Below are 26,295 nucleotides of genomic sequence, written 5' to 3'. Positions count from 1 at the left end.
CAAGCGGCACCCAGCAGCAGACAGCCAGGAGGATCCAGGCGTGACGTCCACCAGAGAGCGGCAGCGCGCGGCGGCACGCGCCCGGCTCGAGAAGGAGATGGCCGAGCGCGCGGCCAAGGCCCGCAAGCGCCGGCAGACGACGGCGATCGTCAGCGCGGCTGCCGCGCTGGTGCTCGTGGTCGCCGGCACCGTCTGGCTGGCGGTGAGCCTCGGCGGCGACGACGACAAGAGCGACACCGCCGCGCCGGCGGCCGGTGCAGCCGAGTGCGCGTACAACGCGCTGCCCACCGACCAGCGGCCCCCGCAGATCAAGGACGTGGGGGTGCCGAGCAACGAGCAGTCCGCCACGGGCGTGCAGACCATGACGATCGACACCAACCTCGGCCCGATCACGGCCAAGGTCGACCGGTCGCTGGTGCCGTGCACGGCGGGCAGCTTCACCTACCTCGCGGAGAAGAACTTCTTCGACAACACCAAGTGCCACCGCCTCGTGAGCGAGGGCATCAAGGTGTTGCAGTGCGGTGACCCCAGCGCCACCGGCAACGGCTGGCGGGACACCGACGGCCAGGGCGGCCCGAGCTACCGCATGGCCGAGGAGAACCTGCCCACCGACAAGCGCCCGCCGTACCCGGAGGGCGTCATCGCGATGGCCAAGTCGCAGGATCCGGGGAGCACCGGCAGCCAGTTCTTCATCGTCTACGGCGACTCGCCGCTGGACCCGGCGTACACGGTGCTGGGCACCATCACCGGCGGCATGGACCTGGTCAAGGACGTGGCCAAGACCGGCGACGACGGGGCGTTCGCCCAGCAGGCCGGCGGCGGCCACCCGAAGAAGGAGGTCATCATCAAGGACCTCACGATGAGCAACCCGCAGGGCTGACCCCACGCGCACGACGAAGCGCCCGCCGGCTGAGCCGGCGGGCGCTGTCGTGTTCCCAGGGTACGGAGTACTGGCGCTCAGGCCCCGGAGGTGACCCGGTAGGCGTCGAAGACGCCGTCGACCTTGCGAACCGTGGCCAGCAGGTGGCCCAGGTGCTTCGGGTCGGCCATCTCGAAGCTGAACCGGCTCACCGCCACCCGGTCACGGGTGGTGGTGACGGTCGCGGAGAGGATGTTGACCCGTTCGTCGGAGAGCACCCTGGTGACGTCGGCCAGCAGCTTGTGTCGGTCCAGGGCCTCGACCTGGATGGCGACCAGGAACGTCGACGCGGAGGTGAGCTTCCAACTCACCTCGACGACCCGCTCGCTCTGCGCGCGCAGGTCCTCGGCGTTGGCGCAGTCGTCGCGGTGCACGCTCACCCCGCCGGAGCGGGTGACGAAGCCGAACACCGAGTCCGGTGGGACCGGTGTGCAGCAGCGGGCCAGCTTGATCCAGACGTCGCTGACGCCCCGGACCACCACGCCCGGGTCGCTGCTGCTCTGCCGGCTGCGTGGCGGCCGGGTGGCGACGGCGGTCTCGGCGATGTCCTCCGCCGCGCCCTCCTCGCCGCCGTACGCGGCCATCAGCTTCTGCACCACCGACTGCGCGGAGACCTGACTGTCGCCGACCGCCGCGTAGAGCGACGCCACATCGGCCAGGTGCAGGTCCCGGGCGATCGACATGAGCGCGTCGGAGGTGAGCATCCGCTGCAACGGCATGCCCTGCTTGCGCATCGCCTTGACGATCGCGTCCTTGCCGGCCTCGATCGCCTCCTCGCGCCGCTCCTTGTTGAAGTACTGGCGGATCTTCGTCCGGGCGCGAGGGCTCTTGACGAAGCCCAACCAGTCCTGCGTCGGGCCGGCCGTCTCGGACTTCGACGTGAAGATCTCGATCACGTCGCCGTTGGACAGCGTCGATTCCAGCGGCACCAGCTTGCCGTTGACCCGCGCGCCGATGCACTTGTGCCCCACCTCGGTGTGCACCGCGTACGCGAAGTCCACAGGCGTCGACCCGGTCGGCAGCGGGATGACGTCACCCTTCGGGGTGAAGACGTACACCTCCTGGCTAGACAGGTCGAAGCGCAGCGCGTCGAGGAACTCGCTCGGGTCGGCTGCCTCACGCTGCCAGTCGAGCAACTGCCGCAGCCAGGTCATCTCGTCGATGTGTGCCGGCGGGCCGACGATCTGGGTGCCCTTGTGCTCCTTGTACTTCCAGTGCGCGGCGATGCCGAACTCCGCGGTGCGGTGCATCGCGTACGTGCGGATCTGCATCTCCACCGGCTTGCCGGTGGGCCCGATGACAGTCGTGTGCAACGACTGGTACATGTTGAACTTGGGCATCGCGATGTAGTCCTTGAACCGGCCCGGCACCGGCTGCCAGTTGGCGTGGATGACCCCCAGCGCCGCGTAGCAGTCGCGAACCGTGTCGACCAGGATCCGCACACCGACCAGGTCGTAGATGTCGTTGAAGTCGCGACCCCGCACGATCATCTTCTGGTAGATCGAGTAGAGGTGCTTCGGCCGCCCGGTGGTCTCCGCCTTGATCTTGGCGGCCTTCAGGTCGGTCTGCACCTTCTGCGTCACCTGCCGCAGCAGCGCCTCGCGCTGCGGCTGGTGCTCCCCGATCAGCCGGTTGATCTCCTCGTAGCGCTTCGGGAACAGCGTGCCGAAGGACAGGTCCTCCAGCTCCCACTTGATCGTGTTCATACCGAGCCGGTGCGCCAGCGGCGCCAGGATCTCGAGGGTCTCCTTGGCCTTCTGCTCCTGCTTGGGGCGGGGCAGGAAGGTCAGGGTGCGCATGTTGTGCAGCCGGTCGGCCAGCTTGATCACCAGCACCCGCGGGTCCTTGGCCATGGCCACGACCATCTTGCGGATCGTCTCGGCCTTGGCCGCGTCACCCAGCTTGACCTTGTCGAGCTTGGTGACGCCGTCGACCAGCAGGGCGACCTCGCCACCGAAGTCGGCGCGCATCTGGTCGAGGGTGTACTCGGTGTCCTCGATGGTGTCGTGCAGCAGCGCGGCGACCAGCGTGGTGGTGTCCATCCCCAGGTTGCCGAGGATCGTCGCCACGGCGAGGGGGTGGGTGATGTAGGGGTCACCGGACTTGCGGTACTGCCCGGAGTGCCACCGCGCGGCCGTGTCGAAGGCGCGCTGGAGCAGCCGGGCGTCCGCCTTGGGGTGGTTGTCCCGGTGGCTGGCGATGAGCGGCTCCAGCACCTCGCTGACCTGGGAGGTCTGCCAGGGCGCGTTGAACCGGGCCAGCCGGGCCCGGACCCGCCGACCGGTGGGCGCGTTGGACAGCCCGAACCCGCCGCTGGGCGACGGGTCGATGCCGGCGTCGGCCGGAAACGGCACCACGACGCCATCGGCGCCAGGGGACGCCTCGACGCTCGGCGGGCCGCTGGTCGGATTCACCGCGCTTTCGCCGGGAGCCCGGCCGGAGCCGTTGCCGTTGCCCGTCACCCGGGCCGGCGCATCGCCTGTCGGGTCGGTAACCGAGCCGTCAGCGTCGCCTGTCGGGTGCACCGTGCCCTCCGCCGGAGGGACGACATCGTGGGACACCGGCCTCCTCACCGCTCGCCGGAAACACGCCGGCCGAAGATCGGCCGACCTGGTCTCGCCCGCCGGACGGGATACCGCCGGCGTCAGCAAAGGGCAATGCTACCCGCACGGACGGCCCCCTGCCGCTCCGCCGGACGGTCGGCGCCGCGTCCATCCGACCGGTCCGGGACCAAACGGTCAGCAGAGTACCGACCGACTCAAACAGTCAACAGGGCGTGGACGGGACGCGGCGCCAGTCGCTCGCGCCCACCCAGGAAGCCGAGTTCCAGCAGCACAGTGAAGCCGGCGACGGTGCCACCGGCCCGCTCGACCAGGTCCAGCGTCGCCTCGGCCGTGCCACCGGTGGCCAGCACGTCGTCGACCACCAGCACCCGGTGCCCGGCGGTGAAGGCGTCCTCGTGCACTTCGAGGGTGGCCTCGCCGTACTCCAACTCGTAGGAGACCGAGTGCGCGGGGCGCGGCAGCTTGCCGGCCTTGCGCACCGGCACCACGCCCACCCCGGTCGCGTACGCGATGGCCGCCGCGACGACGAACCCGCGCGCCTCGATGCCGACCACCACGTCGAAGGTGTCCCGCCCGTGGTGGGCAACGATCCCGTCGATCACCTCACGGAAGACCCTGCCGTCGGCGAACAGTGGCATCAGGTCCTTGAACATGACGCCGGGCTTGGGGAAGTCGGGCACGTCCAGCACCCGACTGGCGACCAGTCGGGCGGCCTCCGGGCCACTGTCCCCGTGCGCTGCGGCGCTGTGGGTCTCCGTCACGGCTGTTTCGCTCTCCTTCGACGACGAACGGCGTCCGGCAACAGCATGCCGGACGCCGTTCGGGTGTTTCGTGTCGGGTCAGCGCCGCTTGGCGCCACCCGGCCGGTTGCCGCCACCACCCGGGCGACCGCCCCGGGCACCGGTGGACCGCTTGCCCGCCGGCCGAGCGCCCACCTTGGGGGCGGCACCGGCCAGCGCGGCGGCGTCCTGGTCGACAGGCTCGTCGGTCGCGTCGGCCTGGGCGACCGGGCTCGCGGCAGCACCCTTACCGGTGACCTCGCCGCGGCTGATCGCGCCCCGCCGGGTCAGGACGCGCTTGTTGTGCGCCTGGATCCGCGGGTCGTAGTTCTTCAACAGCGCCAGCAGCGGAGTGGCCACCAGGATGGAGGTCAGGAACGCCACCGCCATACCGACGAACAGCACCAGACCCAGGTCCTTCAGCGTGCCGGCACCGAGCAGGCCGGCACCGATGAAGAGCAGACCACCGACCGGCAGCAGGGCGACCACCGAGGTGTTCAACGACCGCATCAGGCTCTGGTTGATGGCCAGGTTGGACGCCTCGGCGTACGTCTGGTTGTTGTTGGCGGTGATGCCCCGGGTGTTCTCCTGGACCTTGTCGAAGACCACCACCACGTCGTAGAGCGCGAAGCCCAGGATGGTGAGGAAGCCGATGATCGTCGACGGGGTGACCTCGAAGCCGACCAGCGAGTAGATGCCGGCGGTGAGGATCAGGTTCGTGATCAGCGAGGCGACCGCGGCCACGGCCATCCGCCACTCGAAGCGCAGGATCAGGTAGACCATCACCAGCGCGATGAAGATGACCAGACCGAGTACGGCCCGCTCGGTCACCTGGCTGCCCCAGGCCTCACTGACCTGGTTGTCGCTGATCTGGTCGGCGCTGATGCCGAGGTCCTCGGCGATCTGGGCCTTGACCGCGGTGGCCTGCTCGGCGGTGAGCTGCGGCGTGCGGAGCTCGTAGGAGTCGCCGCCCGGACCGCCGACCTTCTGCGTGGTGGCCACCGTGACGCCGGTGTTCTCGGCGGCGAGGGCCGAGTTGACCTCCCGCTCGGCGTCGTCCAGGGTGCCGACGCTGGCCGGCACCTGGAACGAGTTGCCGCCGGCGAACTCGATGCCCAGGCTGAACCCACGGATCGAGAAGCTGAGGATCGCGATCAGGATGAGGAGCCCGGCGACGCCGAACCAGAGCTTGCGTCGACCGACGATGTTGAGACCGGCCTCGCCGTTGTAGAGGCGGCTCGCCAAACCGTTTTCAGCCATCTCAGGCCTCCTTGGCGCGCGGGTTGCGGGGCTGAGTCGGCTGGTTGCGAGCCGGCAGTGCTCGGCCCAGACCGCTGACCCGCGGGGACAGGAACGCCTGGGTCCGGGCGAACATCGTCATGATCGGGTGCCGGAAGAGGAAGACCACGACCAGGTCCAGCACTGTGGCGAGGCCGAGCGCGAACGCGAAGCCCTTGACGGTGCCGACCGAGACCACATAGAGCACCACAGCGGAGAGCAGGGTGATCGCGTTGGCCGAGATGATCGTCCGACGGGCCCGGATCCAGGCGCGGGGCACCGCGCTACGCGGGCTGCGTCCCTCCCGGATCTCGTCTTTCAGTCGTTCGAAGTAGATGACGAACGAGTCCGCCGCCACACCGAGCGAGACGATCATTCCGGCGATGCCGGCGAGGGTGAGCGTGAAGCCGATCTGCCGGCCGAGCACCACCAGCGCGCCGAAGACCAGCAGCGCGGAGAGGATGAGGCTCAGGAAGATCACCGAGCCGAGCAGCCGGTAGTAGAAGAACGCGTAGATGATGACCAGCAGCATGCCGATGCCGGCAGCGAGCAGACCGGCGCGCAGGTGGCTGGCACCCAGCGTGGCGGTGACGTTCTGCGCTTCCTGCTGCTCGAAGGTCACCGGCAGCGCGCCATAGCGGAGCTGACCGGCGAGGGTGCTGGCGTCCTTCTGGGTGAAGGTGCCGGTGATCTGGGAGTTGCCGGTCAGCACGCCCTGGATCTCCGGGGAGGAGACGATCTTGTTGTCCAGCACGACGGCCACCCGGCACTTGCCGTCCTGGCCCAGGGCGGTCGCGTCGCAGGCCTGACCCTCGTTGTTGAACGCCTCACGGGTCAGCGAGGTCCACTTGCCCTGACCGTCGCCGGTGAAGTCCAGGCTGACCACCCAGGCGTTGGTCTGGTCGAGCACCGCGTCGGCGTCGGACACGTCGGTGCCCAGCACCTTGGCCTGGTCGAGCAGGTACTTCGACGCGCCGTCCTCGCAGGAGACCACCTGCTGCTTGGCGTCGGAGATCGACGCCGGAGGGCGCTGGTCGAGCTGCGCGCAGCCGATCGTCGGCACGTTGAACTGCATCTGCGCCGGCAGCACCGCGACCTCCTGCGGAGACAGCGTGCCGAACGGCTTGAACTTCTCGGCCAGCGACGGGTCGGCGGTCAGATCGGCCGGGGCCTGCAACCCGTTGGCGGCCTGCCACGCGGCGGCGCCGACCTTCTGCTCGACGGCCTTGCGCTGCTCCTCGACGCTGGCCGGCACCGGCTCGGCACTGGCGCTGGGCGCGGCGGCGCTCGGCGAGGCCGTGGCGGACGCGGAGGGGGTCGGCGTGGCGCTGGGCGACGCCGGGGCCATTCCGCCCTGACCGCCGCTGGGCGACGAGGTCACCTTCGGCGAGGCGCTGCCGGACGGGGTCGCGGCACCGGACGGGGTCGCGCTGCCGGTCGGGGCGGCGCTGCCGGACGGGGTCGGCGTGGCGGCGGGCGGCGCCTCGGCCACCCCGCTGCCGGACGCGCCCTTGAGCACCTTGCGGAAGCGCAACTCGGCCGCTTCGCCCACGTCGTCGAGGTTCCGGTTCTCACCGGGCAGGGAGATGACGATGTTGCGGTTGCCCTCGGTGACCACCTCGGCCTCGGCCACGCCGAACGCGTTGACCCGACTCTCGATGATCTCGCGGGCCTCCTCGAGGTTCTCCGCCGTCGGGGGCTTGCCGTCGACGCTGTTGGTCGCCTCCAGTGTCACCCGCGTGCCGCCGATGAGGTCCAGGCCGAGCTTGGGCTCGAGCCGGTCCTTCCAGCTGCCGCTGGCGCCGGCGAAGAACACCAGAAGATAGAGGACCACGAAGATGAACCCGAGCACGGCGAGCTGCCGCCCGGGGCGCATCTGTCCCTGAGGTGGTGCCACGGCTGTCCTGTCTCCCTGTACGGTCGCGCCGCTGTCGCAGCGGCGGCGGTGTCGGGCCGGGGGTCCCGCCCGACGGGTCTGCCTTGAGCCGACGGAATGCCGACACGAGGACCGGGCGCCCCCGGCGCGGAACGCCGACGGTCACGGGAACGTGCCGACGCCCGGCGTCGACCCAACTATCCAGTTTTCACGTCTCGCCCGCTGCCCCGTCCGGGCGCGACGACCCCGGAAGCCGGCCGACCGGCCGTACGCCGCAATCGCCGCTCCCCGAGGGAAGGGGTCACTCCTTGACGGTGTCCGCGTCCTCGGTGACCGGCTCGCTCGGCAGCTCCGCGCGGGTAACCACCCGCGCGATGGCCGGGCGGGCGTACCGGGTCTGCACGCCCGGGGCGACCTCGATCAGGACGGTGTCGTCCTCGATGCCGGTGACAGTGCCGTAGAGCCCACCGATGGTCACGACCTCGTCGCCGGGGCCGAGGTTGGACTGCATCGCCTCTGCCTCTTTGCGGCGCTTCTGCTGCGGCCGGATCATCATGAAGTACATGACACCGAAGAGCAGGGCGATCATCAGGATCGGCGTGAAACCGCCGGCCCCGCCACCCGCTGCTGCCAATTGCACGGTTACTGACCTTCCCATTGGCCACCTGCCCGGCACCGGGGTGCCGGAGCGGAGGCGGATTCTCACGTCCTGTACAGACCGCGGCGAAGTCTAAACCCTGCACCTGGGAACGCCGAATGCGGCACAGATCACGTTCACATCACGGCTGATCGACGTCCAAGGAGAACAAGTCGGGCACAGGTGGACTATCCACACCAAATGTACCATTCGGCGGAGTGCGTCCCAGATGCCGCCAAGCGGCCTCGGTCGCCACCCGACCCCTGGGCGTACGGGCCAACAGCCCAGCCCGCACCAGGAACGGCTCGCAGACCTCCTCGACCGTGTCCGGCTGCTCCCCCACCGCCACCGCGAGGGTGGACAACCCGACCGGGCCGCCCCGGAACGAGTCGACCAACGCGGTCAACACCGCCCGGTCCAGCCGGTCCAGGCCGAGCGCGTCCACGTCGTACACGATCAGGGCCGCACGCGCGGTGTCGAGATCGACCACCCCGTCCGCCCGGACCTCGGCATAGTCGCGGACCCGGCGCAGCAACCGGTTCGCGATCCGGGGCGTGCCCCGGGACCGACCGGCGATCTCGGTGGCGCCCTCCGGGGTGATCGGCACCCCCAGGATCCGCGCCGAACGGTGCAGCAACGTCTCCAGATCCGCCGGCGCGTAGAAGTCGAGGTGCGCCACGAAGCCGAACCGGTCCCGCATCGGCCCGGTCAACAGACCCGAACGGGTCGTCGCGCCGACCAGGGTGAACGGCTCCACGTCCAGCGGGATCGCCGTCGCACCGGGCCCCTTGCCCACCACCACGTCGACCCGGAAGTCCTCCATCGCGCTGTACAGCAACTCCTCGGCCGGCCGCGCGATCCGATGGATCTCGTCGATGAAGAGCACGTCGCCCTCGGCGAGGCTGGTCAGGATCGCCGCCAGATCGCCGGAACGCTCGATCGCCGGGCCGCTGGTCACCCGGATGCCCGCGCCCAGCTCGGCGGCGACGATGTTGGCCAGACTCGTCTTGCCCAACCCGGGTGGGCCGGACAGCAGGATGTGATCCGGCGGCGACCCCCGCCGCATCGCGCCCTGCAACAACAGGTCGAGCTGGTCGCGTACCCGGTCCTGGGCGATGAACTCGGCCAGCCGCCTCGGCCGCACCGTGGCCTCCGCGTCCCGATCGGCGTCGCTGACGTACGCCGAGACGAGCCCCTCGGTCTCACTCATCGTGCCGCCTTCATTCGCGACTGCGGGGCTCGCAAACCCGGCTCACTCCTCGCACTCATCGTGCCGCCCGGGCGGTCATCGGGTGCGGCCCAGCAGTCGGATGGCCTGCTTGAGCAGGACCGGCACCGGCGGGGTCTCACCCTCGATCGACTCCGCCACCGCGGCCACCGCCTGATCGGCCTGCCCGGCCGTCCAACCCAGCCCCACCAGCGCCTGCCGGACCTGGTCGGGCCAGCTGCCGCGGGTCACCCCGGCCGCCCCGTCGGCGCCGATCGGCACCGGGCCGATCCGGTCCCGTAGTTCCAGCACCAGACGTTCCGCGCCCTTCTTGCCAATCCCGGGTACGCGGGTCAGGGCGGCCGTGTCCGCGTTGGCGATCGCCTTGCGTACCGCGTCCGGGGTGTGCACCGCCAGCACCGCCTGGGCCAGTCGCGGGCCGACGCCACTCGCGGTCTGGAGCAGCTCGAACAGAGACTTGGCGTCGTCGTCGGCGAAGCCGTAAAGAGTCAGCGAGTCTTCCCGCACGATCAAACTGGTGGCGAGCCGGGCGACCTGGCCGACCCGCAGCTCCGCGAGGGTCCCCGGGGCGCAGTGCACGGCGAGCCCGACCCCGCCGACCTCGATCACCGCCTGGTCCGGACCCGTCGCGGTCACCGTGCCGCGCACGCTGGCGATCATCGCGCTCCTCCTCGTCGTGCCCTGTCGGCCGCGGCGGCCAGCTTGGAGCGGGTCCCGCCGCGCCATACATGGCAGATGGCCAGGGCCAACGCGTCGGCGGCGTCCGCCGGCTTCGGCGGCTCGGCCAGCCGCAACAGCCGGGTCACCATCGCGGTCATCTGTGCCTTGTCGGCCTGACCGGACCCGGTCACGGCGGCCTTCACCTCGCTCGGGGTGTACGTCTGCACCGGCAGCCCGGCCCGCGCCCCGGCCAGCACGGCGATGCCACTGGCCTGCGCGGTGCCCATCACGGTACGAACGTTGTGCTGACTGAACACCCGCTCGACGGCAACGCTCTCCGGTTGATGCTCGGCGACCAGCTTGTTCAGCGACCGGTCCAGGTGCAACAGGCGCAACGCCAGGTCGTCGGCCGGGTCGGTGTAGACCACGTAGTAGGCGACCAGGGTGCAGGGCCGGCCGGGCACACCCTCGACCACACCCACCCCGCACCGGGTCAACCCCGGGTCCACACCGAGCACGCGCACGCCGCCCCCTCCCCAGCCGTCAGCAGTACGTGTGTTCGACACCCTAACCGGCGCCCTTCCCACCAGCCCCACGGGACACGCCGCCACGCCGCCACGCCCCCACCCACGCCCCAAGATCTGCGCAACTTGCCGGATGTTGCTGCCTCCAGCGCGCGAGAGACAGCAACATCCCTGATATTGCGCGGATCTTCACGACAAACGTCGTTCCGAGTGACCGGGAGCGGCCTGCGGGGACACCCACCGCCGTCAAGGTCACGCCCGATCCAGGATTTAGTGGCCACGGCGCGCCTGGATGCCCCCACATCCAGGACAACACCGTTGCGTTGGGCGGGGCGGCTGCTCGTCACCGGCGCCACCTCGCCGATCATGCAGTCGTGGTGGGCAACAAAACGCCCACAAACCGCCAATCCGGGCACCACAACTCCATGATCGCCCCCGCCGCGCCGCCCCGCGCCGCCCCGCGCCGCCCCGCGCCACCCCGCCCCGCGCTGCCCCTGCCCCTGCCCCTGCCCCTGCCCCTGCCCCGCGATCTTGCACTTCCTGTCCCGACACAAGCCGCATCTCACCCATGTCGACAACCGAAACCGCAAGATCGACGCGATCTTCTCGCTCCACCTACGGTGATCGACCAGGAGCCCCTTCTCCAGCACGGGTTGACCCGCCAGCCACAGCGCTAACGCGATATTGCGGCGTGCGGCGTGGCGGGCTGTGGCAGAGGCCAGGCCCGGCGGCGCGAGGCCCAGCAGGCGGCGGCGCGAGGCCCAGCAGGCGGCGGCGCGAGGCCCAGCAGGCGGCGGCGCGAGGCCCAGCAGGCGGCGGCGCGACCCAAGGCGCGGCGGGACGGGATGGGCCGGGCGGGCGGGGCGGCGGGGCGGCACAAGGCGCGGCGAGACGGCGAGGCGCGGAAGCGGGGTGCAAAGGGGGCGGTGGGTGGGAGCGGGTACTAGGGGGCGGGTGGGCCACACAGCTTTGGTACGGAGTATGTGTCGCTGGCCCATGTGCCGGGGAGCACACAGCTCGTAACTTCTTGCGCCATGACGGCAGAACCCGTGGTGGTCCCCCACGTCGTACAGCTCGACCTCTCCGGTCGGACCGCCCTGGTCACCGGGGGCGGCGGCGGCATCGGGCGGGCGTGCGCCCTGCGGCTGGGCGCGGCCGGCGCCAAGGTGCTCGTGGTGGACCGCAACCTGGAGGCGGCCAAGGCGGTGGCCGCCGAGGCCGGTGGCCGGGCCGAGGGCGTGGACCTGTCCGACGCCGCGGCGGTGGATTCGCTCGACGTGGACGTGGACATCGTGGTGAACAACGCCGGGCTCCAGCACGTCGCACCGTTGCAGGACTTTCCCGTCGAGCGGTTCGAGTACATCCAGCGGGTGATGGTGGAGGCGCCGTTTCTGCTGATCCGCCGGGCGCTGCCGCACATGTACGCGCGGGGCTGGGGGCGGATCGTCAACATCTCCTCGGTGCACGGGTTGCGCGCCTCGCCGTACAAGGCGGCCTACGTCTCGGCCAAGCACGCCCTGGAGGGGCTGTCGAAGGTGGTCGCGTTGGAGGGCGCCGCGCACGGCGTCACCGCCAACTGCATCAACCCGGCGTACGTGCGTACCGCGCTGGTGGAGAGCCAGATCGCCGACCAGGCGGCCAGTCACGGCATCGACGAGGCCGAGGTGATCGAGAAGATCATGCTGGCCCGGGCCGCGATCAAACGGTTGATCGAGCCGGAGGAGGTGGCCGAGCTGCTGGCGTACCTCTGCTCGCCGCCGGCGGCGTTCATCACCGGGGCGTCGATCGCCCTCGACGGGGGCTGGACGGCCAACTAGTGGGGCTGAGCACAATGTCGACCATGTCTTCGCCGGTGGAGTTCCTGGAGCTGCTCGCCCGAGAGGCCGCGGCGGTCGAGTTCGAGGGACCGCTGGTGGCCGCGCGGGCCGCCGGGCTACCGCCGGACCGGCTGGCCGAGCTGGAGCAGGCCAAGTCGGTGGCGTTGCGGGTCCGCGCGCTGCTGGAGCGTCGCCGCCGCCGGGAGAGCGAGCTGTCCGGCCTGTACGACACGGTCAGCGACCTGGCGGGGCTGCGCGATCTGGACGACGTGTTGCGGGCGATCGTGCACCGGGCCCGTCATCTGCTGGGCGCGGACGTGGCGTACATGACGCTCAACGACGACGAACGTGGCGACACCTACATGCGGGTGACCGACGGGTCGGTGTCGGCCCGTTTCCAGCGGCTGCGCCTGCCGATGGGTGCCGGTCTCGGTGGCCTGGTGGCCCAGTCCGGTGCCCCGTACGTCACCGCCAACTACGGCGAGGACGCGCGCTTCCACCACACCGGCGAGATCGACGCCGGGGTGGGCGAGGAGGGTCTGGTGGCGATCCTGGGGGTGCCGCTGCGGCTCGGTTCGACCTCCATCGGCGTGCTCTACGCGGCCAACCGTTCGGCCCGGCCGTTCGTTCGGGAGGAGGTGGCGCTGCTGGTGTCGCTGGCCGCGCACGCCGCGGTGGCGATCGACACCGCCCGGCTGCTGACCGAGACCCGTTCGGCGTTGGCCGAGTTGTCGGCGGCGAACACCACCATCCGGGCGCACAGCAGCTCGGTGGAGCGGGCCGCCGCGGCACACGACCGGATGACCGCGCTGGTACTGCGCGGCGGCGGCGTGGAGGACGTGGCGGCCGCGGTGACCGAGGTGCTGGGCGGCGCGCTGCTGGCGCTGGACGCCGAGGGCCGCCTGCTGGCCCGGGTGGGTGAGATCGAGGAGCCGGACCGCGCGGACATCGTCGAGGCGGTGGCCGCGTCCAGGACCGAGGGGCGCAGCGTACGCCGGGGTCCGCTCTGGTACGCGGCGGTGGTGGCGGGCGCGGAGAACCTGGGCGCCCTGGTGCTGCGCCCGGACGACGAGTTGGTCGACGCCGACCAGCGCATCCTGGAGCGGGCCGCGTTGGTGACCGCGCTGCTGCTGCTGTTCCGCCGGACGGTCGCGGAGGCGGAGGGGCGGGTGCGTGGCGAGTTGCTGGACGACCTGATCGCCCGCCCGCTGCGCGACACCGACGCGCTTCGCAGTCGGGCCCGTCGGCTCGGGGTGGACCTGGACGCGCCGCACGTGCTGGTGGCGGTGGGCGACGACGCGATCGCCGCGACCGGTTCGGCTCGGCAGCGGGTGCTGTCCTGGGCCACCACGTACGCGTCGGCGCGGGGCGGGCTGGCCGCGGCGCGCGACGGTCGGGTGGTGCTGATGCTGCCGGGGTTGGACGCGGGTGGCAGCGCCCGCGCGGTGGCCCGGGACCTGTCCCGGGTGACCGGTCGACCGGTGACCGCCGGAGCGAGTGGCCCGTCGAACACGCCGTCGGCGCTGGCCGGGACGTTTCAGGAGGCGGACCGGTGCCTGACGGCGCTGGGCGCGCTGGGCCGCGCCGGGCAGGGCGCGAGCACCGTGGAGTTGGGCTTCGTCGGGTTGTTGCTGGGCACGGTCGGTGACCGGGGTGAGAAGGACGTGACCGAGTTTCTCACCGCCACCGTCGGGCCGGTGCTCGACTACGACGCCCGGCGCGGCACGGCTCTGGTGAAGACGCTGGAGGCGTACTTCGGGGTGGGCGGCAGCCTGGCCCGGGCCGCCGAGCAACTGCACGTGCACGTCAACACGGTGACCCAGCGGTTGGAACGGGTCGGGCAGTTGCTCGGCGTCGACTGGCAGCGGCCCGAGCGTGCGCTGGAGGTGCAGCTCGCGCTGCGCCTGCACCGACTGCGCACACCAGCCGGCTGACCGACGCCGGCCGGCGGCAGGAACGCCGCCGACCGGGCAACCAGCGTCGGCGGACAACAGCCGCCGACCGAGCAACCAGCGTCGGCGGACAACAGCCGCCGACCGAGCGCCCGGTGTCAGCGGGCCCGGATGCCCTCCAGCACGGCGTCGACGACCCGTTCGGGCAGGGTCTGCTCGTCCAGGTCCGGGTTCCACTGGAGCACCCGCTGGATCAGCATCGGCCCGGTGAGCAGCGCCATCGTCACCTCGACGTCGATGTCGGCGCGCAGCACCCCCTCGTCGATGCCGCGACGCAGCACCTCGCGCATCAGCTGCCGTCGGGGCGAGATGATGTTCTGGTAGAGCTGGAACTGATCGGCGCTGCGGTTCACCGCGGGTGCCAGGCAGGGCATGATCTTGGCTGCTCGCGGGTCGACGTTCTTGCCGATCGCGCCGACCAGCAGCACCAGGTCGTCGCGGACGGAGTGGCCCGCCGGCTGGGCCATGACGCCCTTGAGTCGGCGCAACGCGTCCAGCAGCAACGCGTCCTTGCCGGCCCACCGGCGGTAGATGGTGGCCTTGCCGACCCCGGCGCGGGTGGCGATCGCCTCGATCGAGAGCGCTTCGATGGTGCTGCCCTCGGCGAGCAGGTCGAGGGTGGCCTCGATGATCGCCTCGTCGGCGCGGATGCTCCGCGGTCGACCGGGCGACCGCGGAGCATCGGCAGTGGACATCATGTCCGCCATTCTTCCCGGACCTATGCCGTGCCGGCCAACTCAGGCTCGGCGACGGGCGCCGCCGGGGCGACGCTCGCGTCCTCCTTGCCCGGCATCCAGCGCAGCACCACGATCATCCCGAGTGCGGCGATCACCGCGGAGAGCCCGGCCGCCCAGTGCATGGCGGTCACGAAGGCGTCGTTGGCCGCCGAGATCAGCCCCGGCGCCGCCGGACCGAGCTGGCCCGCCGCCGCGTACGCCCCGGAGATCGACTCGTTGGCCGCGTCCTGGGCCTGGGTGGGCAGACCGGTCAGGGCGTCACCGATGTCGCTGCGGTAGACCGCTGAGAGCACCGAGCCGAGGACGGCCACGCCGAGCGCGCCGGCCACCTGGCGGATGGTGTTGCTGACCGCGGAGCCCACTCCGGCCTTCTCCCGGGGCAGCGCCGACATGATCGACTCGGTGGCCGGCGGCATGATGTTGGCCATCCCGGCGCCCTGGATGAGGAAGACCAGCAGCACGATCCAGATCGGGGTGGAGGCGCCGATGAAGACGAAGGCAGCGAGGGACACCACTGTCAGCGCCAACCCGACGGCGGCGACGGCCTTACCACCGTAGCGGCGGACCATCGCGGCGCTGCGCGGCGCGAAGACCAACTGGGCGCCGGCGAAGGGCAGGAAGAGCAGGCCGGTCTGCAACGGGCTGTAGTCGCGTACGAGTTGCAGGTAGAACGAGCCGAAGAACATCGAGCCCATCGCGGCGAAGAAGACCAGGCCGACGATGGCGACCGGCGCGGCGAACCGGGGCACCTTGAACAGTCGGACGTCCAGCGACGGGTGGTCGCTGCGCCGCTCGTGCTGCACGAACCAGGCCAGCACCGCGATGCCCACCAGGATCGAGCCCCAGGCCAGCGGGCGGTCGAAGCCGTGCTCGCCGCCGTCGATGATGCCGTAGGAGAGGGCGACCAGGCCGACCACGGAGAGCAGCACGCCGAGCACGTCGATCCGGCCGGGCCGCGGGTCACGCGACTCGGGGACCAGCAGCGCCACCAGGACCACGCCGGCGGCGACCACCGGCACGTTGATCAGGAAGACCGAGCCCCACCAGAAGTGCTCCAGCAGCGCGCCGCCGAGGATCGGGCCGATCGCCACGGCGAGACCGACAGCGCCGGCCCAGACACCGATGGCCCGACCACGCTCGCGCGGGTCGAAGACGTTGGAGATGATCGACAGTGTCACCGGCATGATGGCCGCGCCGCCGACCCCCATCAGGGCGCGGGCCGCGATGAGCTGTCCGGGGCTCTGGGCGTACGCGGAGAGCAGCGACGCCAGGCCGAACAGCACCAGACCGATCATCAGGAAGCGCTTGCGGCCGGCGCGGTCGCCGAGGACTCCGAAGGTGAACAGCAGCCCGGCGAAGACGAGCGTGTAGGAGTTGATGGACCACTCCAGCTCGCCCTGGCTGGCGCCGAGACCGTGCACCGGGTCGGCCAGGGTGCGCAGGGCGACGTTGAGGATCGTGTTGTCGAGGACGACCACGAGGAGGCTGATCACCAGCACCCCCAGGATCGCCCACCGCCTCGGGTGTCCGGTGTTGTTGTGCAGCTCCATGCCTGGCTTTCCCCCCACGCTTGTCACCCGAGACGCAATACGATACGGGTCAGACTCGTAACGCGGATCAGCCTACGACTCCCATTAACGATACGGCACCGATCCGTATCGTATGTGGTGGGCATCACGCCCGGCCGCGACCGACAGGCAGGCGTCGACGGCCGCCGTCAACGTGCCGAGACGGACCGCCGGACCGCTGAGCGGCTCGATCCAGCCCGGCCCCGCGCCGTACACCCGAAGGCGCGGAAAATCCCTGGCGAAGCGCACCAGACGGTACGCGCGGCCGGTGAGCGGCGTCTGCGACCAGAGCACGACGGTGCGCGGTCGGGCCCGGTACACCGCACTGGTGAGTGCGGACCAGGGCAACGCGGGGCCAAGGTTCAGACAGCCGCGACCCTGCTCGCGCAACGCGGCGGCGAGCGCCAGCAGACCCAGGCTGTGCGCCTCCTTCTCGGCACCGGCCAGCAGCACCCCGCCGGTGCGCAGTGACCGGCCCGGCTCCCGGCGGTACGCGTCCAACCCGACCCGGACACCCTCGCAGAGGGCGTGCTCGACGACGACCTCGACGGCGGTACGCCCCGACAGCCGGGCCAGCAACGGACGACAGACCTGCTCCCAGAACGCCGGCACGCCCCAGGCCTCGGCCAACTCCAGCACCAGCGTCGCGACGGCGTTGGCGTCCAGGTCCTCGGCCGCCAGCGACACCTGCTTGTGCGCGATCTCCACGGCCTCCGCCGGCATCGGATCGGTCAGCACCAGACGTACCCCCGGGTAGACGTTCTCTACCCGGGGGTTCGCTCGGCGGGCACCTGGCGGATGCGCCGTCGCGGAATTTCAGCGGCGGCGGGCCGCCAGCCGGTGGGCCAGCGCGGCGACGCTGCCCCAGATGCCGCGCCGGAACAGCACCACGACCAGGACGAAGATGCCGCCGGTGACCAGGCCGATCGCCTCGAACCCGGAGAACGACAACCAGTCCTCCAGCCGGACCACGAGCGCGGCGCCGAGCACCCCACCCCAGAGGGTGCCGATCCCGCCGAGCACCACCACGATGACCGCCTTGCCGGAGGTGGTCCAGTGCAGCACGTCCAGCGAGACGAACCGGTGGCCGACCGCGAACAACCCGCCACCGAGGCCGGCGATGAACCCGGAGAGCACGAACGCGGTGAGCTTGTAGCGGTGCACCGGGTAGCCCAGCGCCCGCGCCCGCGCCGGGTTGTCCCGGATGCCGACCAGCACCCGACCGAACGGTGAGTGCACGATCCGCCAGGCGGCGGCGAGCCCGAGCAGCACGATCGGCAGGATCGCGTAGTAGAAGAAGTAGTCGTCGGTGAGGTCGACGCCGAACAGCTCGCGGGGCACCCCCTGGAGGCCGTTCTCGCCCTGCGTCACCGAGCGCCACTCGTTGGCGACGTAGTAGACCATCTGCGCGAAGGCCAGGGTCACCATGGCGAAGTAGATGCCGGTCCGCTTGACCGCCAGGTACCCGATCGGCACGGCCAGCACGGCCGCGGCGAGGGCCCCGGCCAGCACCGCGAGGGGAAACGGCAGGCCGGCGTGGATGGCCACCAGCCCGGTGACGTACGCGGAGGTGCCCCAGAACGCGGCATGGCCGAAGGACATCAGCCCGGTGAAGCCGAGCAGCAGGTCCACCGCCACGGCGAAGAGCGCCCAGCAGAGGATGTCCACCGCGACCGCCGGGTAGAGGCCGTTGGGCAGCCACGCCGCGACGGCCAGGCCGACGGCGAGCAGCGCGTACCGGACCCAGCCGGGGGCCCGGGCCACGGCGATCAGCCCGGACGGTGGCGTCGAACGGGACGCGTCGGTAGGAGTGTCCACGGTGTTGGTCATGCGGGGGCCTCCTCCCGACCGAACAGGCCGGCCGGGCGCCAGAGCAGCACGCCGGCCATCACGACGAAGACGATCGTCTGCGAGACGAGCGGGAAACTGGAGAGGTACGCCTCACCCCACGCCTGCACGAGTCCGATGCCGAAGCCTGCCGCGACCGACCCGAAGATCGAGCCCAGCCCGCCGATCACCACCACCGCGAACACCACGATGATCAGGTCTGCGCCCATCAGCGGGTTGACCGCGCGCATCGGTGCGGCCAGCACACCGGCGAGGCCGGCCAGCCCGATGCCGAAGCCGAAGACCGGAGTCACCCACCGTCCGACGTCGATGCCGAACGCACGGGTCAGGTCCGGCCGCTCGGTGGCCGCACGGACCACCATGCCGATCCGGGTCCGGGTCAGCACCCACCACACCGCGACGCAGAGCAGCACCGCGAAGCCGAGGATGAACACCCGGTACGTCGGGAAGTCGAACAGCCCGAAGTCGACCGACCCGCTCAACAGCGACGGCGTCTCGTACGGGCTGGACTGCACGCCGTAGCGCAGTTTCACCAGGTCCTGCAGGATCAGCGTCAGACCGAAGGTGAGCAGGAAGTTGTAGAGCGGGTCCAGTCTGGTGAGGCGGTGGATCACCGCGCGTTCCAGCGCCATGCCGAGCAGACCCAGCCCCACCGGCATGATCACCAGGGCGGCCCAGAACGGCACGCCCGCCTCGCTGAGCAGCACGTACGCCCCGAACGCGCCGAGCATGTAGAACGCGCCGTGGGCGAAGTTGACGACTCGCAGCATTCCGAAGATGACCGCGAGCCCGAGGGCGAGCAGGGCGTAGAACGCCCCACTCACCAGCCCGTTGAACGTGTTCTGCGCGAATCCGCTCACAGCTTGCAGTCCGCCGAGGGCGCGCGGAACGCCTCCGCGGCGGGGATCGTCTTGAGCACCTTCACGTAGTCCCACGGCTCGGCGACCTCGGACTGCGACTTCACCTGGGCCAGGTACGCGTCGTGCACCACCCGGTGGTCCTCGGCGCGGATCTTCCCGTTGCGCAGGAAGACGTCCTCGACCGTCTTGCCCTCCAGGCCCTTGACCACGGCGTCCGCGTCGTCGGTGCCAGCGGCCTGCACCGCCTCCAGGTACTGCAGGGCAGCGGAGTAGTTGGCGGCGTGCGCGAAGGTCGGCCGGGTGCCGGCCTTCTGCTGGAAGCGGTCGGCGAACTCCCGGTTCTTCGCGTCGAAGTTCCAGTACCAGGCGTCGGTGTACGTGGTGCCGGCCAGCGCGGCCGGGGTGAGCGAGTGGATGTCGGTGAGGAACATCAGCCCCACCGCCAGGCCGACGCCCTTGTCCCGCAGCTTGAACTCGTTGTACTGCTTCACCACGTTGACCAGCTCCGCGCCGGCCTGCATGGTGCCCAGCACGTCCGGCTTCGGGTTCAGGTTCGGCGCCTTGAGCAGGAAGGTGGAGAAGTCACCGCTGGTGTTCGGGAACGGCGCCCCGTCCTTGCCGACGACAGTGCCGCCGGCCGCCGTGATCGCGGTGGAGAAGCTCTTCTCCATGTCCTGACCGAAGGCGTAGTTCGGGTAGAGGATGTACCAGTTCTTGCCGATCTGCTCGGTGGTGGTCTTTCCGGTGCCGTTGGCCAGCATGTACGTGTCGTACGCGTAGTGGAAGGTGTACTTGTTGCAGCTCTTGCCGGTCAGGTCGGTGGTCGCCGCCCCGATGTTGAAGTAGAGCTTCTTCTTCTCCTTCGCCACGTCGGCGACCTTCAGCGCGGCCGACGAGGTAGGCACGTCCAGGATCAGGTCGACGCCCTTGCGGTCGTACATCTCCTGGGCCTTGGAGTTGGCCACGTCCGGCTTGTTCTGGTGGTCCGCGGTCTCCACGGTGATGTCCTTGGTCACCGCCTTGTCGCCGTACTTCGCGGTGAAGTCGGCGATGGCCATCTCCACCGCCGCCACCGAGTTCTTTCCGGACAACTCCGAGTACGCCCCGGACTGGTCGTTGAGCACGCCCAGCACAATCTTGTCGCCGGTCAGCTTCTGGTCGCCACTCGACTGGGGGCCACCGCCACCGCACCCGGCGGCCAGCACCACCACGGCCGACGCCGCGGCCACACCCATCGTCCTGCGCATGCCCACTCCATCCATTCCGCGCGGCGTCGCGCGGGTCGTCGTTGAGAAAATTCAGATCCCGAGGTACGCGAGCAGTTCGCGTTCGCGCGAACGCACCTCGGAGTTGTCCATCGCCTCGGCGACCCGGCCCTCGGCCAGCAGGTAGTGCCGGTCGGCGACACCGGTGGCGAAGTGCAGGTTCTGCTCGACCAGCAGCACTGTCACCCCGTGCCGTTTGGCCTCGCGCAGCAGGTCGCCGACCTGCTGCACCAGCAGTGGCGACAGCCCTTCGGTGGGCTCGTCGCAGAGCAGCAGCCGGGCGCCCATCCGCAGCACCCGGGCCAGCGCGAGCATCTGCTGCTCGCCACCGGAGAGCATGGTGGCCGCCGAGTCCCGTCGGGTGTACAGGGCCGGGAACGCCTCGTACACCCGCTCCAGCGACCACGGGTCGGGGCCGACAGTGGGTGGCAGCGTGAGGTTCTCGGTGACGGTCAACGTGGCGTAGCTGCCCCGGTCGTCGGGCACCCAGCCCAGCCCCAGGCGGGCCCGCTTGTGCGCCGCCAACCTGGTGATGTCCCGCCCGTCCAGCTCCACCGCGCCGCGCTGACCGGGGTGCAGCCCCATCACGCAGCGCAGCAGAGTGGACTTGCCGGCACCGTTGCGGCCGACCAGGGTGACCACCTCGCCGGCGGAGACCTCGAGGCTGACGTCGCGCAGCACCTGCGCCTCGCCGTAGAAGGCGGACAGGTTCTCAATGCGCAGCATCGGCGGCTCCCAGGTAGGCGGTGATCACGCGCTCGTCGGCGCGGACCTGCTCGTACGGGCCCTCGACGAGGACCTTGCCGGCCTGGAGCACGGTGACGGTGTCGGCGAGACGGCCGACCACGCTCATGTTGTGCTCGACCATCACCACGGTCCGGCCCTGCCGGACCCGACCGATCAGCTCGACGGTGCGGTCGACGTCCTCCAGGCCCATGCCCGCTGTCGGCTCGTCGAGCAGCAGCACCTTCGGGTCCAGCGCCAGGGCGATGGCCAGCTCCAGGGCTCGTTTCCGGCCGTACGCCAGGGACGCCGAGGGGGCGTGCGCCAGCTCGGCCAGTCCCACCATGGCCAACAGTTCGTCGGCCCGTTCGGTGTAGCGGCCCATCAGCTTCGCCGACCGCCAGAACCGCCAGCCCAGCCCGCTGGACGACTGCAACGCCAGCGCGACGTGTTCGCGCGCGGACAGTTGGGGAAAGAGACTGGTGATCTGGAACGAACGGGCCACGCCGAGCCGTGCCACCTGCTCGGGGGGCAGCCCGGTGACGTCCCGCCCGGCCAGCTCGATCCGGCCGCCACTGGGGCGCAGGAAGCCGGTGAGCAGGTTGAACAGGGTGGTCTTGCCCGCGCCGTTCGGGCCGACCAGCGCGTGCACGCTGTCCGACGCCACGTCGAGGTCGACGTCGTCGACCGCCCGGAAGCCCCGGAAGTCGCGGGTCAGCCCACGGGCCGACAGGAGCGCTTGCCCGGCCATCGCCTCATCCTCCGCACGTCGCGGCGACGGTCGGTTCGGTGACCGCGGTCACAGGCCCGTCGCGTGGACGAAACCTACGGCGGGCCTCCGGAGTCGAACCATGTCGATGGGATCCATATTCGCCCCGCAGTTGACGTGCCTGAACTCCACTCCCCCGCGCCGTCGACTTGACCGGACCCCCTAGGTTGATGATCCACACAGCCCACCGGAAGGTTCCCACCCCATGCCCGTCGGCTTCACCATGGCGATCGTCTTCGCCGTCGCCCTGGCGGTCAGCGCCGTCGTCGCTCTCGTCGCTCCCACACGGCCGCTCAAGCGGATGGCCGCCCTCGCGACGCTCGGCTTCCTCGCCCTCACGCTGGTGGTCGGCGTCGCCTCCAGCGCCCATTCCGTGCCCATCCGCTCGGTCGGCATCGTCACCAGCTTCGGCAAGCCCACCGGGAAGGTCACCGGTTCGGGCCTGAAGTGGGTGGCGCCCTGGCAGAAGGTCGGCGAGTGGGACGCGGGCCGCCAGAAGTACGACCACATCGGTGGCAACAACTGCGTACGCGTGCGCACCGGCACCCTCGCCGACGCCTGCGTCGAGGTGCTTGTCGAATGGCAGGTCAAGCCGGAGAACGCGCCAAAGCAGTTCATGGACTACAAGGGCGACTTCGGCAGCTTCCGGGGTCAGCGGGTGGGTGTGCAGCTCGACAGTGCGGTCAACGACGCCTTCGCCGCGTACAACCCGCTCGAGAAGATCGACGCCCAGACCGGCGACCTCAACGTCGACCTGAAGCCGTTCGCCGCGAACATCAAGACCAGCGCGGAGGCGCGCCTCGCCACCGACGTCGACATCCTCTCGGTGACCATCACCCGGGTGAACCACGACGACAAGACCGAGGGCAACATCAAGGCGTTCCAGGACAAGCTGGCGCAGACCCGCAACCTGGAGCAGGACCGCAAGAACGCCGAGATCTCCAAGCAGATCACCGAGACCAACGCGAAGGTCGACAAGGTGACCCGTTGTCTGGAGATCGCGGAGAAGAACGGTGCGAACCCCGGGCTCTGCATCAACCCGGGCATCGTCACCGGCAAGTGACCCGAGGCCGGCCCACCACTGGCGGGTGGGCCAGAGGTCGACCGAATCGCCGCCACCGGCAACTGTGGTACCGCGAACGGCGTTGTCCGGGTTAGCCTTTGTTCATATGGCTACCTTTCGCAGCGCCTCAGTGCTCCTTTCCTCAGACGGCACCAGGACCCCCGGCACCGCCGCGCTCTTCGCCGAGCCGGCCCGTAGGGGCGGGATTCCGCCCTGGGCGGGCGACTTCCGACCCGCCAACAGCGCCGGAAACGGCCCCAAGAACGCGGTCGGAAAGACCTTCACCCTGGAGCTGCCCGACGGCAGCACCGGCAAGGTCGTGGTCCAGGGCCTCAAGAGCGGCAAGGGTGGCGTCGTGCTGGCGCTGATGGGCGAGGACGCCCCACCCTTCTGACCGGTCGCCCGGCTCTCGTCGCCAGGGTGCCCAGGGTTGGCCCTTCCCGGGCCGACCCAGGGTCCCTGGCCAGAAGCCTGCTGGCGGTCCGTTGGCTGGGCGAGCACGGCTTCGACCCGTGGGCACCAGGCTGCGAGGTCGACGTGCTGAGATCCTCGACGTGCTGAGATCCCGGCGGTGACCAGCGTCAGTCCAGCGTGACCACCCAGCGGGCGCCCTCACCCCGGGCCAACCGGTCGAACGCGGCGGGCGCCTCGTCCAACGGAATCGTCCCACTGACCAGCACGCCCAGATCCAGTGCGCGGTCGGCGAGCTCGGCGGCCAGCACCGGCACCTCCCGGTCCGGATCGGACGAGCCGTACACCGAGGAGCGCAGGGTGCGCGCGGAGTGGAAGATGTCCAGCGCGCCCAGGCTGACCATGTCGTCCTTGGCGCCCATGCCGACCACTGTCACCGCTCCCCCGCGCCGGGTCAGCCGCCAGGCGGCGCGGATGGTGGCGGCCCGACCGACGCACTCGAAGGCGTGGTCGACGCCCCGGCTCTCGGTGCGCGCCCGCACCTCCTTGGAGAGCCGGTCGTCGGAGAGCAGGAAGTCGGTCGCCCCGGCGGCGAGCGCCAGGTCCCGTTTCGCCTCGGCGACGTCGATGGCCAGGATCGTCGTGGCACCGGCCCGGCGGGCCGCGCTGAGCACGGCGAGCCCGACCCCACCGAGCCCGACGACCGCGACCGACTCGCCGGGTGTCACCCGGGCGGTGTTCCGGACCGCACCGACGCCGGTGAGCACCGCACAGCCGAGCAGTGCGGCCTGCTCGGGCGGCAGCCCGGCGGGGATCGGAATGACGGCACGCTCGGGTACCACCACCGCCTCGGCGAGCGCGCCGAGGCCGAGGGTCAGGTGCAACGGGACCCCGTCGTCGGTCTCGCCGCGCGACACGGTCGGGGCCGTGGTGTCGGCGCAGAGCCACGGCTCGCCACGCCGACACCACCAGCAGGCCCGGCACGCTGGCGCCCAGTTGAGCACCACCGGTGTGCCGACGGTCAGCTGACTGCCCGGCCCGACCTCGGCCACCACACCGGTCGCCTCGTGCCCGAGCACCAGCGGGAACCTCGCGGCGAGGGTGCCGTTGACCATGGACAGGTCGGAGTGGCAGACACCGGCCGCCCTGATCGTCACCCGCACCTCGCCGGGGCCGGGCGCGGGCAGGCGTACCCGCTCGACCCTCAGCTCGGCGCCGGAGCCGCGCGCGACCAGCGCGCGAACGATGACCGGCGCGGACGCCGGCCCGGTGCCGCCACCCGGCACGGCCGGGGACAGCTCGGGCCGGCCTGCGGGCACGGCCGGGGACAGCCCGGAATCGGTCATCGCTGGATCGCCTTCAGCTCGCAGAACTCGGCCAGCCCGTGCACGCCCAACTCCCGGCCCAGGCCGGACTGCTTGTAGCCACCGAACGGGGCGAGCGGGTTGAACGGGGCGCCGTTGATGTCGACAGCGCCGGTACGCAGCCGCCGGGCCACCGCGAGCGCCGCGTCGGTGTCGGCGGACCAGACCGCGCCGGCCAGCCCGTACTTCGAGTTGTTGGCGATGGCGACCGCCTCGTCGGTGTCGGCGAACGGGATGACGGCGAGCACCGGGCCGAAGACCTCCTCCTGGGCGAGCGCGCTGTCGGGGTGCACGTCGGCGAAGACGGTCGGGGCGACGAAGTGCCCCCGGGTCGGCACGGGGGCGTCGGGCCCGCCGGCGACCAGCCGGGCGCCGTCGGCGAGGGCCCGGTCGATGTGGCCTCGCACCCGCTCGGCCTGGGCGGCGGAGACCAGCGGGCCGAGCCGGGTCGCCGGGTCGAACGGTTCGCCGAGACGGTAGCCGGCCACCGCCGCGGCGATCAGGTCGAGGGCTTCGTCGTACCGGTCGCGGTGCACCAGCATCCTGGTCCAGGCGGTACAGGTCTGCCCGGAGTTGAGCAGGGCGTTGCCGACGCCCACCTTGACGGCGGTGGCCAGGTCGGCGTCGGGGAGGATCACGTTGGCGGACTTGCCGCCCAGCTCCAGCGCGACCCGGGCGATCCGGTCGGCGGCGAGCCGCATGATTCGCGCGCCGGTGGCGGTGGAGCCGGTAAAGGAGACCAGGTCGACGTCGGGGTGCCCGGCGAGCGCCTCACCTACCACCGGCCCGGTGCCGGGAACCAGGTTGAGCACGCCCGGCGGCAGGCCGGCCTCGGCGACCGCGTCGAAGAGCAGGTACGCGGTCAACGGGGTCAGCTCGCTGGGTTTGAGCACCACAGTGCAGCCGGCGGCCAGGGCGGGTGCGAGCTTCGCCATCACCTGGTGCAGTGGGTAGTTCCACGGGGTGATCGCGCCGACCACGCCGATCGGCTCCCGGACGACGAGGGAGTTGCCGATGCTCTCCTCGACCGGCGCGCGGGCGGCGAGCGCGACGTGGTCGCGCAGCACGGTCAGTGGGAGCCCGACCTGCACCCGGGTGGCGAGCTTGAGCGGAGATCCCAGCTCGACGGCGATGGTGCGGGCGAGGTCGTCGGCGCGGGCGGTGAGCGCCGCGTGCAGCCGGTCGAGGTGGGCGGAGCGCTCGGCGGGGGTGGCGGCCGACCAGCCGGGAAAGGCGGACCGGGCCGCGGCAACGGCGCGATCCACGTCGGCCGGGGTGCCGGCCGGCACCTGCCCGATCAGCTCCCCGGTGCTCGGGTTCTCCACGTCGATGAGGCCGGCGTCGGCGGGAGGGGTCCACTCCCCGCCGACGTGCAGGTGACGCCGCAGGCGCAGGGAGTCGGGCAACAGCGACGGCGGGGCGGCGAGGTCCATGTCGTCCCTTCGAGGGGGGT

The 26,295-nt window shown here is 71.0% G+C and carries 23 protein-coding genes; 5 read left to right on the top strand and 18 right to left on the bottom strand.

Annotation, left to right across the window (positions count from 1 at the left end; genetic code table 11):
* Positions 1 to 40: 40 nt before the first annotated feature.
* A complete protein-coding gene (locus tag ACFYPG_RS20125) occupies positions 41 to 880 on the top strand; it encodes a peptidylprolyl isomerase (RefSeq protein WP_387353323.1) in 840 nt (279 codons plus the stop codon).
* A gap of 77 nt (positions 881 to 957) precedes the next feature.
* Here ACFYPG_RS20125 and ACFYPG_RS20120 read toward each other — a convergent pair whose 3' ends face one another.
* From ACFYPG_RS20120 to ruvC, 8 genes are all read right to left on the bottom strand, one after another.
* On the bottom strand, positions 958 to 3,480 hold the full coding sequence (locus ACFYPG_RS20120) for a RelA/SpoT family protein (protein WP_387353321.1): 2,523 nt from the start codon (positions 3,478 to 3,480) through the stop codon (positions 958 to 960).
* Between the two features lie 197 nt (positions 3,481 to 3,677).
* On the bottom strand, positions 3,678 to 4,244 hold the full coding sequence (locus ACFYPG_RS20115; protein ID WP_355007315.1) for an adenine phosphoribosyltransferase: 567 nt from the start codon (positions 4,242 to 4,244) through the stop codon (positions 3,678 to 3,680).
* A 78-nt stretch (positions 4,245 to 4,322) separates the two neighbouring features.
* The gene (secF, locus tag ACFYPG_RS20110) at positions 4,323 to 5,522 is read right to left on the bottom strand and encodes a protein translocase subunit SecF (RefSeq protein ID WP_355007314.1); all 1,200 of its coding nucleotides are present in this window, start codon (positions 5,520 to 5,522) and stop codon (positions 4,323 to 4,325) included.
* A gap of 1 nt (position 5,523) precedes the next feature.
* Entirely contained in the window at positions 5,524 to 7,437 is a 1,914-nt protein-coding gene (secD, locus tag ACFYPG_RS20105; protein WP_355007313.1) for a protein translocase subunit SecD, read from the bottom strand.
* A gap of 280 nt (positions 7,438 to 7,717) precedes the next feature.
* Entirely contained in the window at positions 7,718 to 8,074 is a 357-nt protein-coding gene (yajC, locus tag ACFYPG_RS20100) for a preprotein translocase subunit YajC (protein ID WP_355007312.1), read from the bottom strand.
* Positions 8,075 to 8,195: 121 nt separating this feature from the next.
* Positions 8,196 to 9,263, bottom strand: a complete 1,068-nt coding sequence (gene ruvB, locus ACFYPG_RS20095; protein WP_355007311.1) for a Holliday junction branch migration DNA helicase RuvB — start codon at positions 9,261 to 9,263, stop codon at positions 8,196 to 8,198.
* 75 nt (positions 9,264 to 9,338) lie between these two features.
* Positions 9,339 to 9,941 carry a Holliday junction branch migration protein RuvA gene (gene ruvA / locus ACFYPG_RS20090; RefSeq protein ID WP_210784947.1) on the bottom strand — a complete coding sequence of 201 codons (603 nt, stop codon included), beginning with the start codon at positions 9,939 to 9,941 and terminating at the stop codon, positions 9,339 to 9,341.
* Positions 9,938 to 10,465, bottom strand: a complete 528-nt coding sequence (gene ruvC / locus ACFYPG_RS20085; RefSeq protein ID WP_112584546.1) for a crossover junction endodeoxyribonuclease RuvC — start codon at positions 10,463 to 10,465, stop codon at positions 9,938 to 9,940. Before ruvC ends, ruvA begins: the two co-directional genes overlap by 4 nt.
* A 1,034-nt stretch (positions 10,466 to 11,499) precedes the next feature.
* On the opposite strand from ruvC, the gene ACFYPG_RS20080 reads away from it, so the two are divergent.
* Positions 11,500 to 12,282 carry a 3-hydroxybutyrate dehydrogenase gene (locus ACFYPG_RS20080; protein WP_355007310.1) on the top strand — a complete coding sequence of 261 codons (783 nt, stop codon included), beginning with the start codon at positions 11,500 to 11,502 and terminating at the stop codon, positions 12,280 to 12,282.
* 14 nt (positions 12,283 to 12,296) lie between these two features.
* Positions 12,297 to 14,216, top strand: a complete 1,920-nt coding sequence (locus tag ACFYPG_RS20075) for a helix-turn-helix domain-containing protein (protein ID WP_355007309.1) — start codon at positions 12,297 to 12,299, stop codon at positions 14,214 to 14,216.
* Between the two features lie 116 nt (positions 14,217 to 14,332).
* Here the strand turns inward: ACFYPG_RS20075 and ACFYPG_RS20070 are convergent, their stop codons facing one another.
* From ACFYPG_RS20070 to ACFYPG_RS20035, 8 genes are all read right to left on the bottom strand, one after another.
* A complete protein-coding gene (locus ACFYPG_RS20070; protein WP_355007308.1) occupies positions 14,333 to 14,941 on the bottom strand; it encodes a TetR/AcrR family transcriptional regulator in 609 nt (202 codons plus the stop codon).
* 11 nt (positions 14,942 to 14,952) lie between these two features.
* Positions 14,953 to 16,521, bottom strand: coding sequence for an MFS transporter (locus ACFYPG_RS20065; protein WP_355007307.1), 1,569 nt, complete (start codon positions 16,519 to 16,521; stop codon positions 14,953 to 14,955).
* Between the two features lie 84 nt (positions 16,522 to 16,605).
* Entirely contained in the window at positions 16,606 to 17,277 is a 672-nt protein-coding gene (locus ACFYPG_RS20060) for a transcriptional regulator (RefSeq protein WP_387353315.1), read from the bottom strand.
* 78 nt (positions 17,278 to 17,355) lie between these two features.
* Complete coding sequence (locus ACFYPG_RS20055; RefSeq protein ID WP_112583339.1) at positions 17,356 to 18,369, bottom strand: branched-chain amino acid ABC transporter permease; 1,014 nt, start codon at positions 18,367 to 18,369, stop codon at positions 17,356 to 17,358.
* Entirely contained in the window at positions 18,366 to 19,247 is an 882-nt protein-coding gene (locus ACFYPG_RS20050) for a branched-chain amino acid ABC transporter permease (RefSeq protein WP_387353313.1), read from the bottom strand. Before ACFYPG_RS20050 ends, ACFYPG_RS20055 begins: the two co-directional genes overlap by 4 nt.
* A complete protein-coding gene (locus ACFYPG_RS20045) occupies positions 19,244 to 20,494 on the bottom strand; it encodes an ABC transporter substrate-binding protein (RefSeq protein ID WP_387353311.1) in 1,251 nt (416 codons plus the stop codon). The genes ACFYPG_RS20050 and ACFYPG_RS20045 overlap by 4 nt, the downstream gene beginning before the upstream one ends.
* A gap of 51 nt (positions 20,495 to 20,545) precedes the next feature.
* A complete protein-coding gene (locus tag ACFYPG_RS20040) occupies positions 20,546 to 21,238 on the bottom strand; it encodes an ABC transporter ATP-binding protein (protein ID WP_355007304.1) in 693 nt (230 codons plus the stop codon).
* A complete protein-coding gene (locus ACFYPG_RS20035; RefSeq protein WP_355502683.1) occupies positions 21,225 to 21,986 on the bottom strand; it encodes an ABC transporter ATP-binding protein in 762 nt (253 codons plus the stop codon). The genes ACFYPG_RS20040 and ACFYPG_RS20035 overlap by 14 nt, the downstream gene beginning before the upstream one ends.
* A gap of 223 nt (positions 21,987 to 22,209) precedes the next feature.
* On the opposite strand from ACFYPG_RS20035, the gene ACFYPG_RS20030 reads away from it, so the two are divergent.
* Complete coding sequence (locus ACFYPG_RS20030) at positions 22,210 to 23,067, top strand: SPFH domain-containing protein (protein ID WP_355007303.1); 858 nt, start codon at positions 22,210 to 22,212, stop codon at positions 23,065 to 23,067.
* A gap of 106 nt (positions 23,068 to 23,173) precedes the next feature.
* Positions 23,174 to 23,461 carry a hypothetical protein gene (locus ACFYPG_RS20025; protein WP_030488337.1) on the top strand — a complete coding sequence of 96 codons (288 nt, stop codon included), beginning with the start codon at positions 23,174 to 23,176 and terminating at the stop codon, positions 23,459 to 23,461.
* Positions 23,462 to 23,648: 187 nt separating this feature from the next.
* On the opposite strand, the gene ACFYPG_RS20020 is transcribed toward ACFYPG_RS20025, so the two are convergent.
* On the bottom strand, positions 23,649 to 24,824 hold the full coding sequence (locus tag ACFYPG_RS20020; RefSeq protein ID WP_387353308.1) for an alcohol dehydrogenase catalytic domain-containing protein: 1,176 nt from the start codon (positions 24,822 to 24,824) through the stop codon (positions 23,649 to 23,651).
* Complete coding sequence (locus tag ACFYPG_RS20015) at positions 24,821 to 26,275, bottom strand: aldehyde dehydrogenase family protein (protein ID WP_355007301.1); 1,455 nt, start codon at positions 26,273 to 26,275, stop codon at positions 24,821 to 24,823. Before ACFYPG_RS20015 ends, ACFYPG_RS20020 begins: the two co-directional genes overlap by 4 nt.
* Positions 26,276 to 26,295: the final 20 nt, after the last annotated feature.

This window comes from Micromonospora sp. NPDC005553 (genome assembly GCF_042871765.1).
Taxonomy (GTDB): domain Bacteria; phylum Actinomycetota; class Actinomycetes; order Mycobacteriales; family Micromonosporaceae; genus Micromonospora.
Note: the sequence above shows the minus strand (reverse complement) of the source record. Positions and strands in the feature narration are given on the sequence as shown.

What these genes read in the sequence shown, in the direction of transcription:
- ruvB (WP_355007311.1), bottom strand. Translation starts at nt 9,263, where the DNA reads ATGAGTGAGACCGAGGGGCTCGTCTCGGCGTACGTCAGCGACGCCGAT.
- secF (WP_355007314.1), bottom strand. Translation starts at nt 5,522, where the DNA reads ATGGCTGAAAACGGTTTGGCGAGCCGCCTCTACAACGGCGAGGCCGGT.
- ACFYPG_RS20080 (WP_355007310.1), top strand. Translation starts at nt 11,500, where the DNA reads ATGACGGCAGAACCCGTGGTGGTCCCCCACGTCGTACAGCTCGACCTC.
- ACFYPG_RS20020 (WP_387353308.1), bottom strand. Translation starts at nt 24,824, where the DNA reads ATGACCGATTCCGGGCTGTCCCCGGCCGTGCCCGCAGGCCGGCCCGAG.
- ACFYPG_RS20015 (WP_355007301.1), bottom strand. Translation starts at nt 26,275, where the DNA reads ATGGACCTCGCCGCCCCGCCGTCGCTGTTGCCCGACTCCCTGCGCCTG.
- ACFYPG_RS20065 (WP_355007307.1), bottom strand. Translation starts at nt 16,521, where the DNA reads ATGGAGCTGCACAACAACACCGGACACCCGAGGCGGTGGGCGATCCTG.
- ruvA (WP_210784947.1), bottom strand. Translation starts at nt 9,941, where the DNA reads ATGATCGCCAGCGTGCGCGGCACGGTGACCGCGACGGGTCCGGACCAG.
- ACFYPG_RS20040 (WP_355007304.1), bottom strand. Translation starts at nt 21,238, where the DNA reads ATGCTGCGCATTGAGAACCTGTCCGCCTTCTACGGCGAGGCGCAGGTG.
- ACFYPG_RS20070 (WP_355007308.1), bottom strand. Translation starts at nt 14,941, where the DNA reads ATGGCGGACATGATGTCCACTGCCGATGCTCCGCGGTCGCCCGGTCGA.
- ACFYPG_RS20055 (WP_112583339.1), bottom strand. Translation starts at nt 18,369, where the DNA reads ATGACCAACACCGTGGACACTCCTACCGACGCGTCCCGTTCGACGCCA.
- yajC (WP_355007312.1), bottom strand. Translation starts at nt 8,074, where the DNA reads ATGGGAAGGTCAGTAACCGTGCAATTGGCAGCAGCGGGTGGCGGGGCC.
- ACFYPG_RS20030 (WP_355007303.1), top strand. Translation starts at nt 22,210, where the DNA reads ATGCCCGTCGGCTTCACCATGGCGATCGTCTTCGCCGTCGCCCTGGCG.
- ACFYPG_RS20075 (WP_355007309.1), top strand. Translation starts at nt 12,297, where the DNA reads ATGTCGACCATGTCTTCGCCGGTGGAGTTCCTGGAGCTGCTCGCCCGA.
- ACFYPG_RS20045 (WP_387353311.1), bottom strand. Translation starts at nt 20,494, where the DNA reads ATGCGCAGGACGATGGGTGTGGCCGCGGCGTCGGCCGTGGTGGTGCTG.
- ACFYPG_RS20025 (WP_030488337.1), top strand. Translation starts at nt 23,174, where the DNA reads ATGGCTACCTTTCGCAGCGCCTCAGTGCTCCTTTCCTCAGACGGCACC.
- ACFYPG_RS20035 (WP_355502683.1), bottom strand. Translation starts at nt 21,986, where the DNA reads ATGGCCGGGCAAGCGCTCCTGTCGGCCCGTGGGCTGACCCGCGACTTC.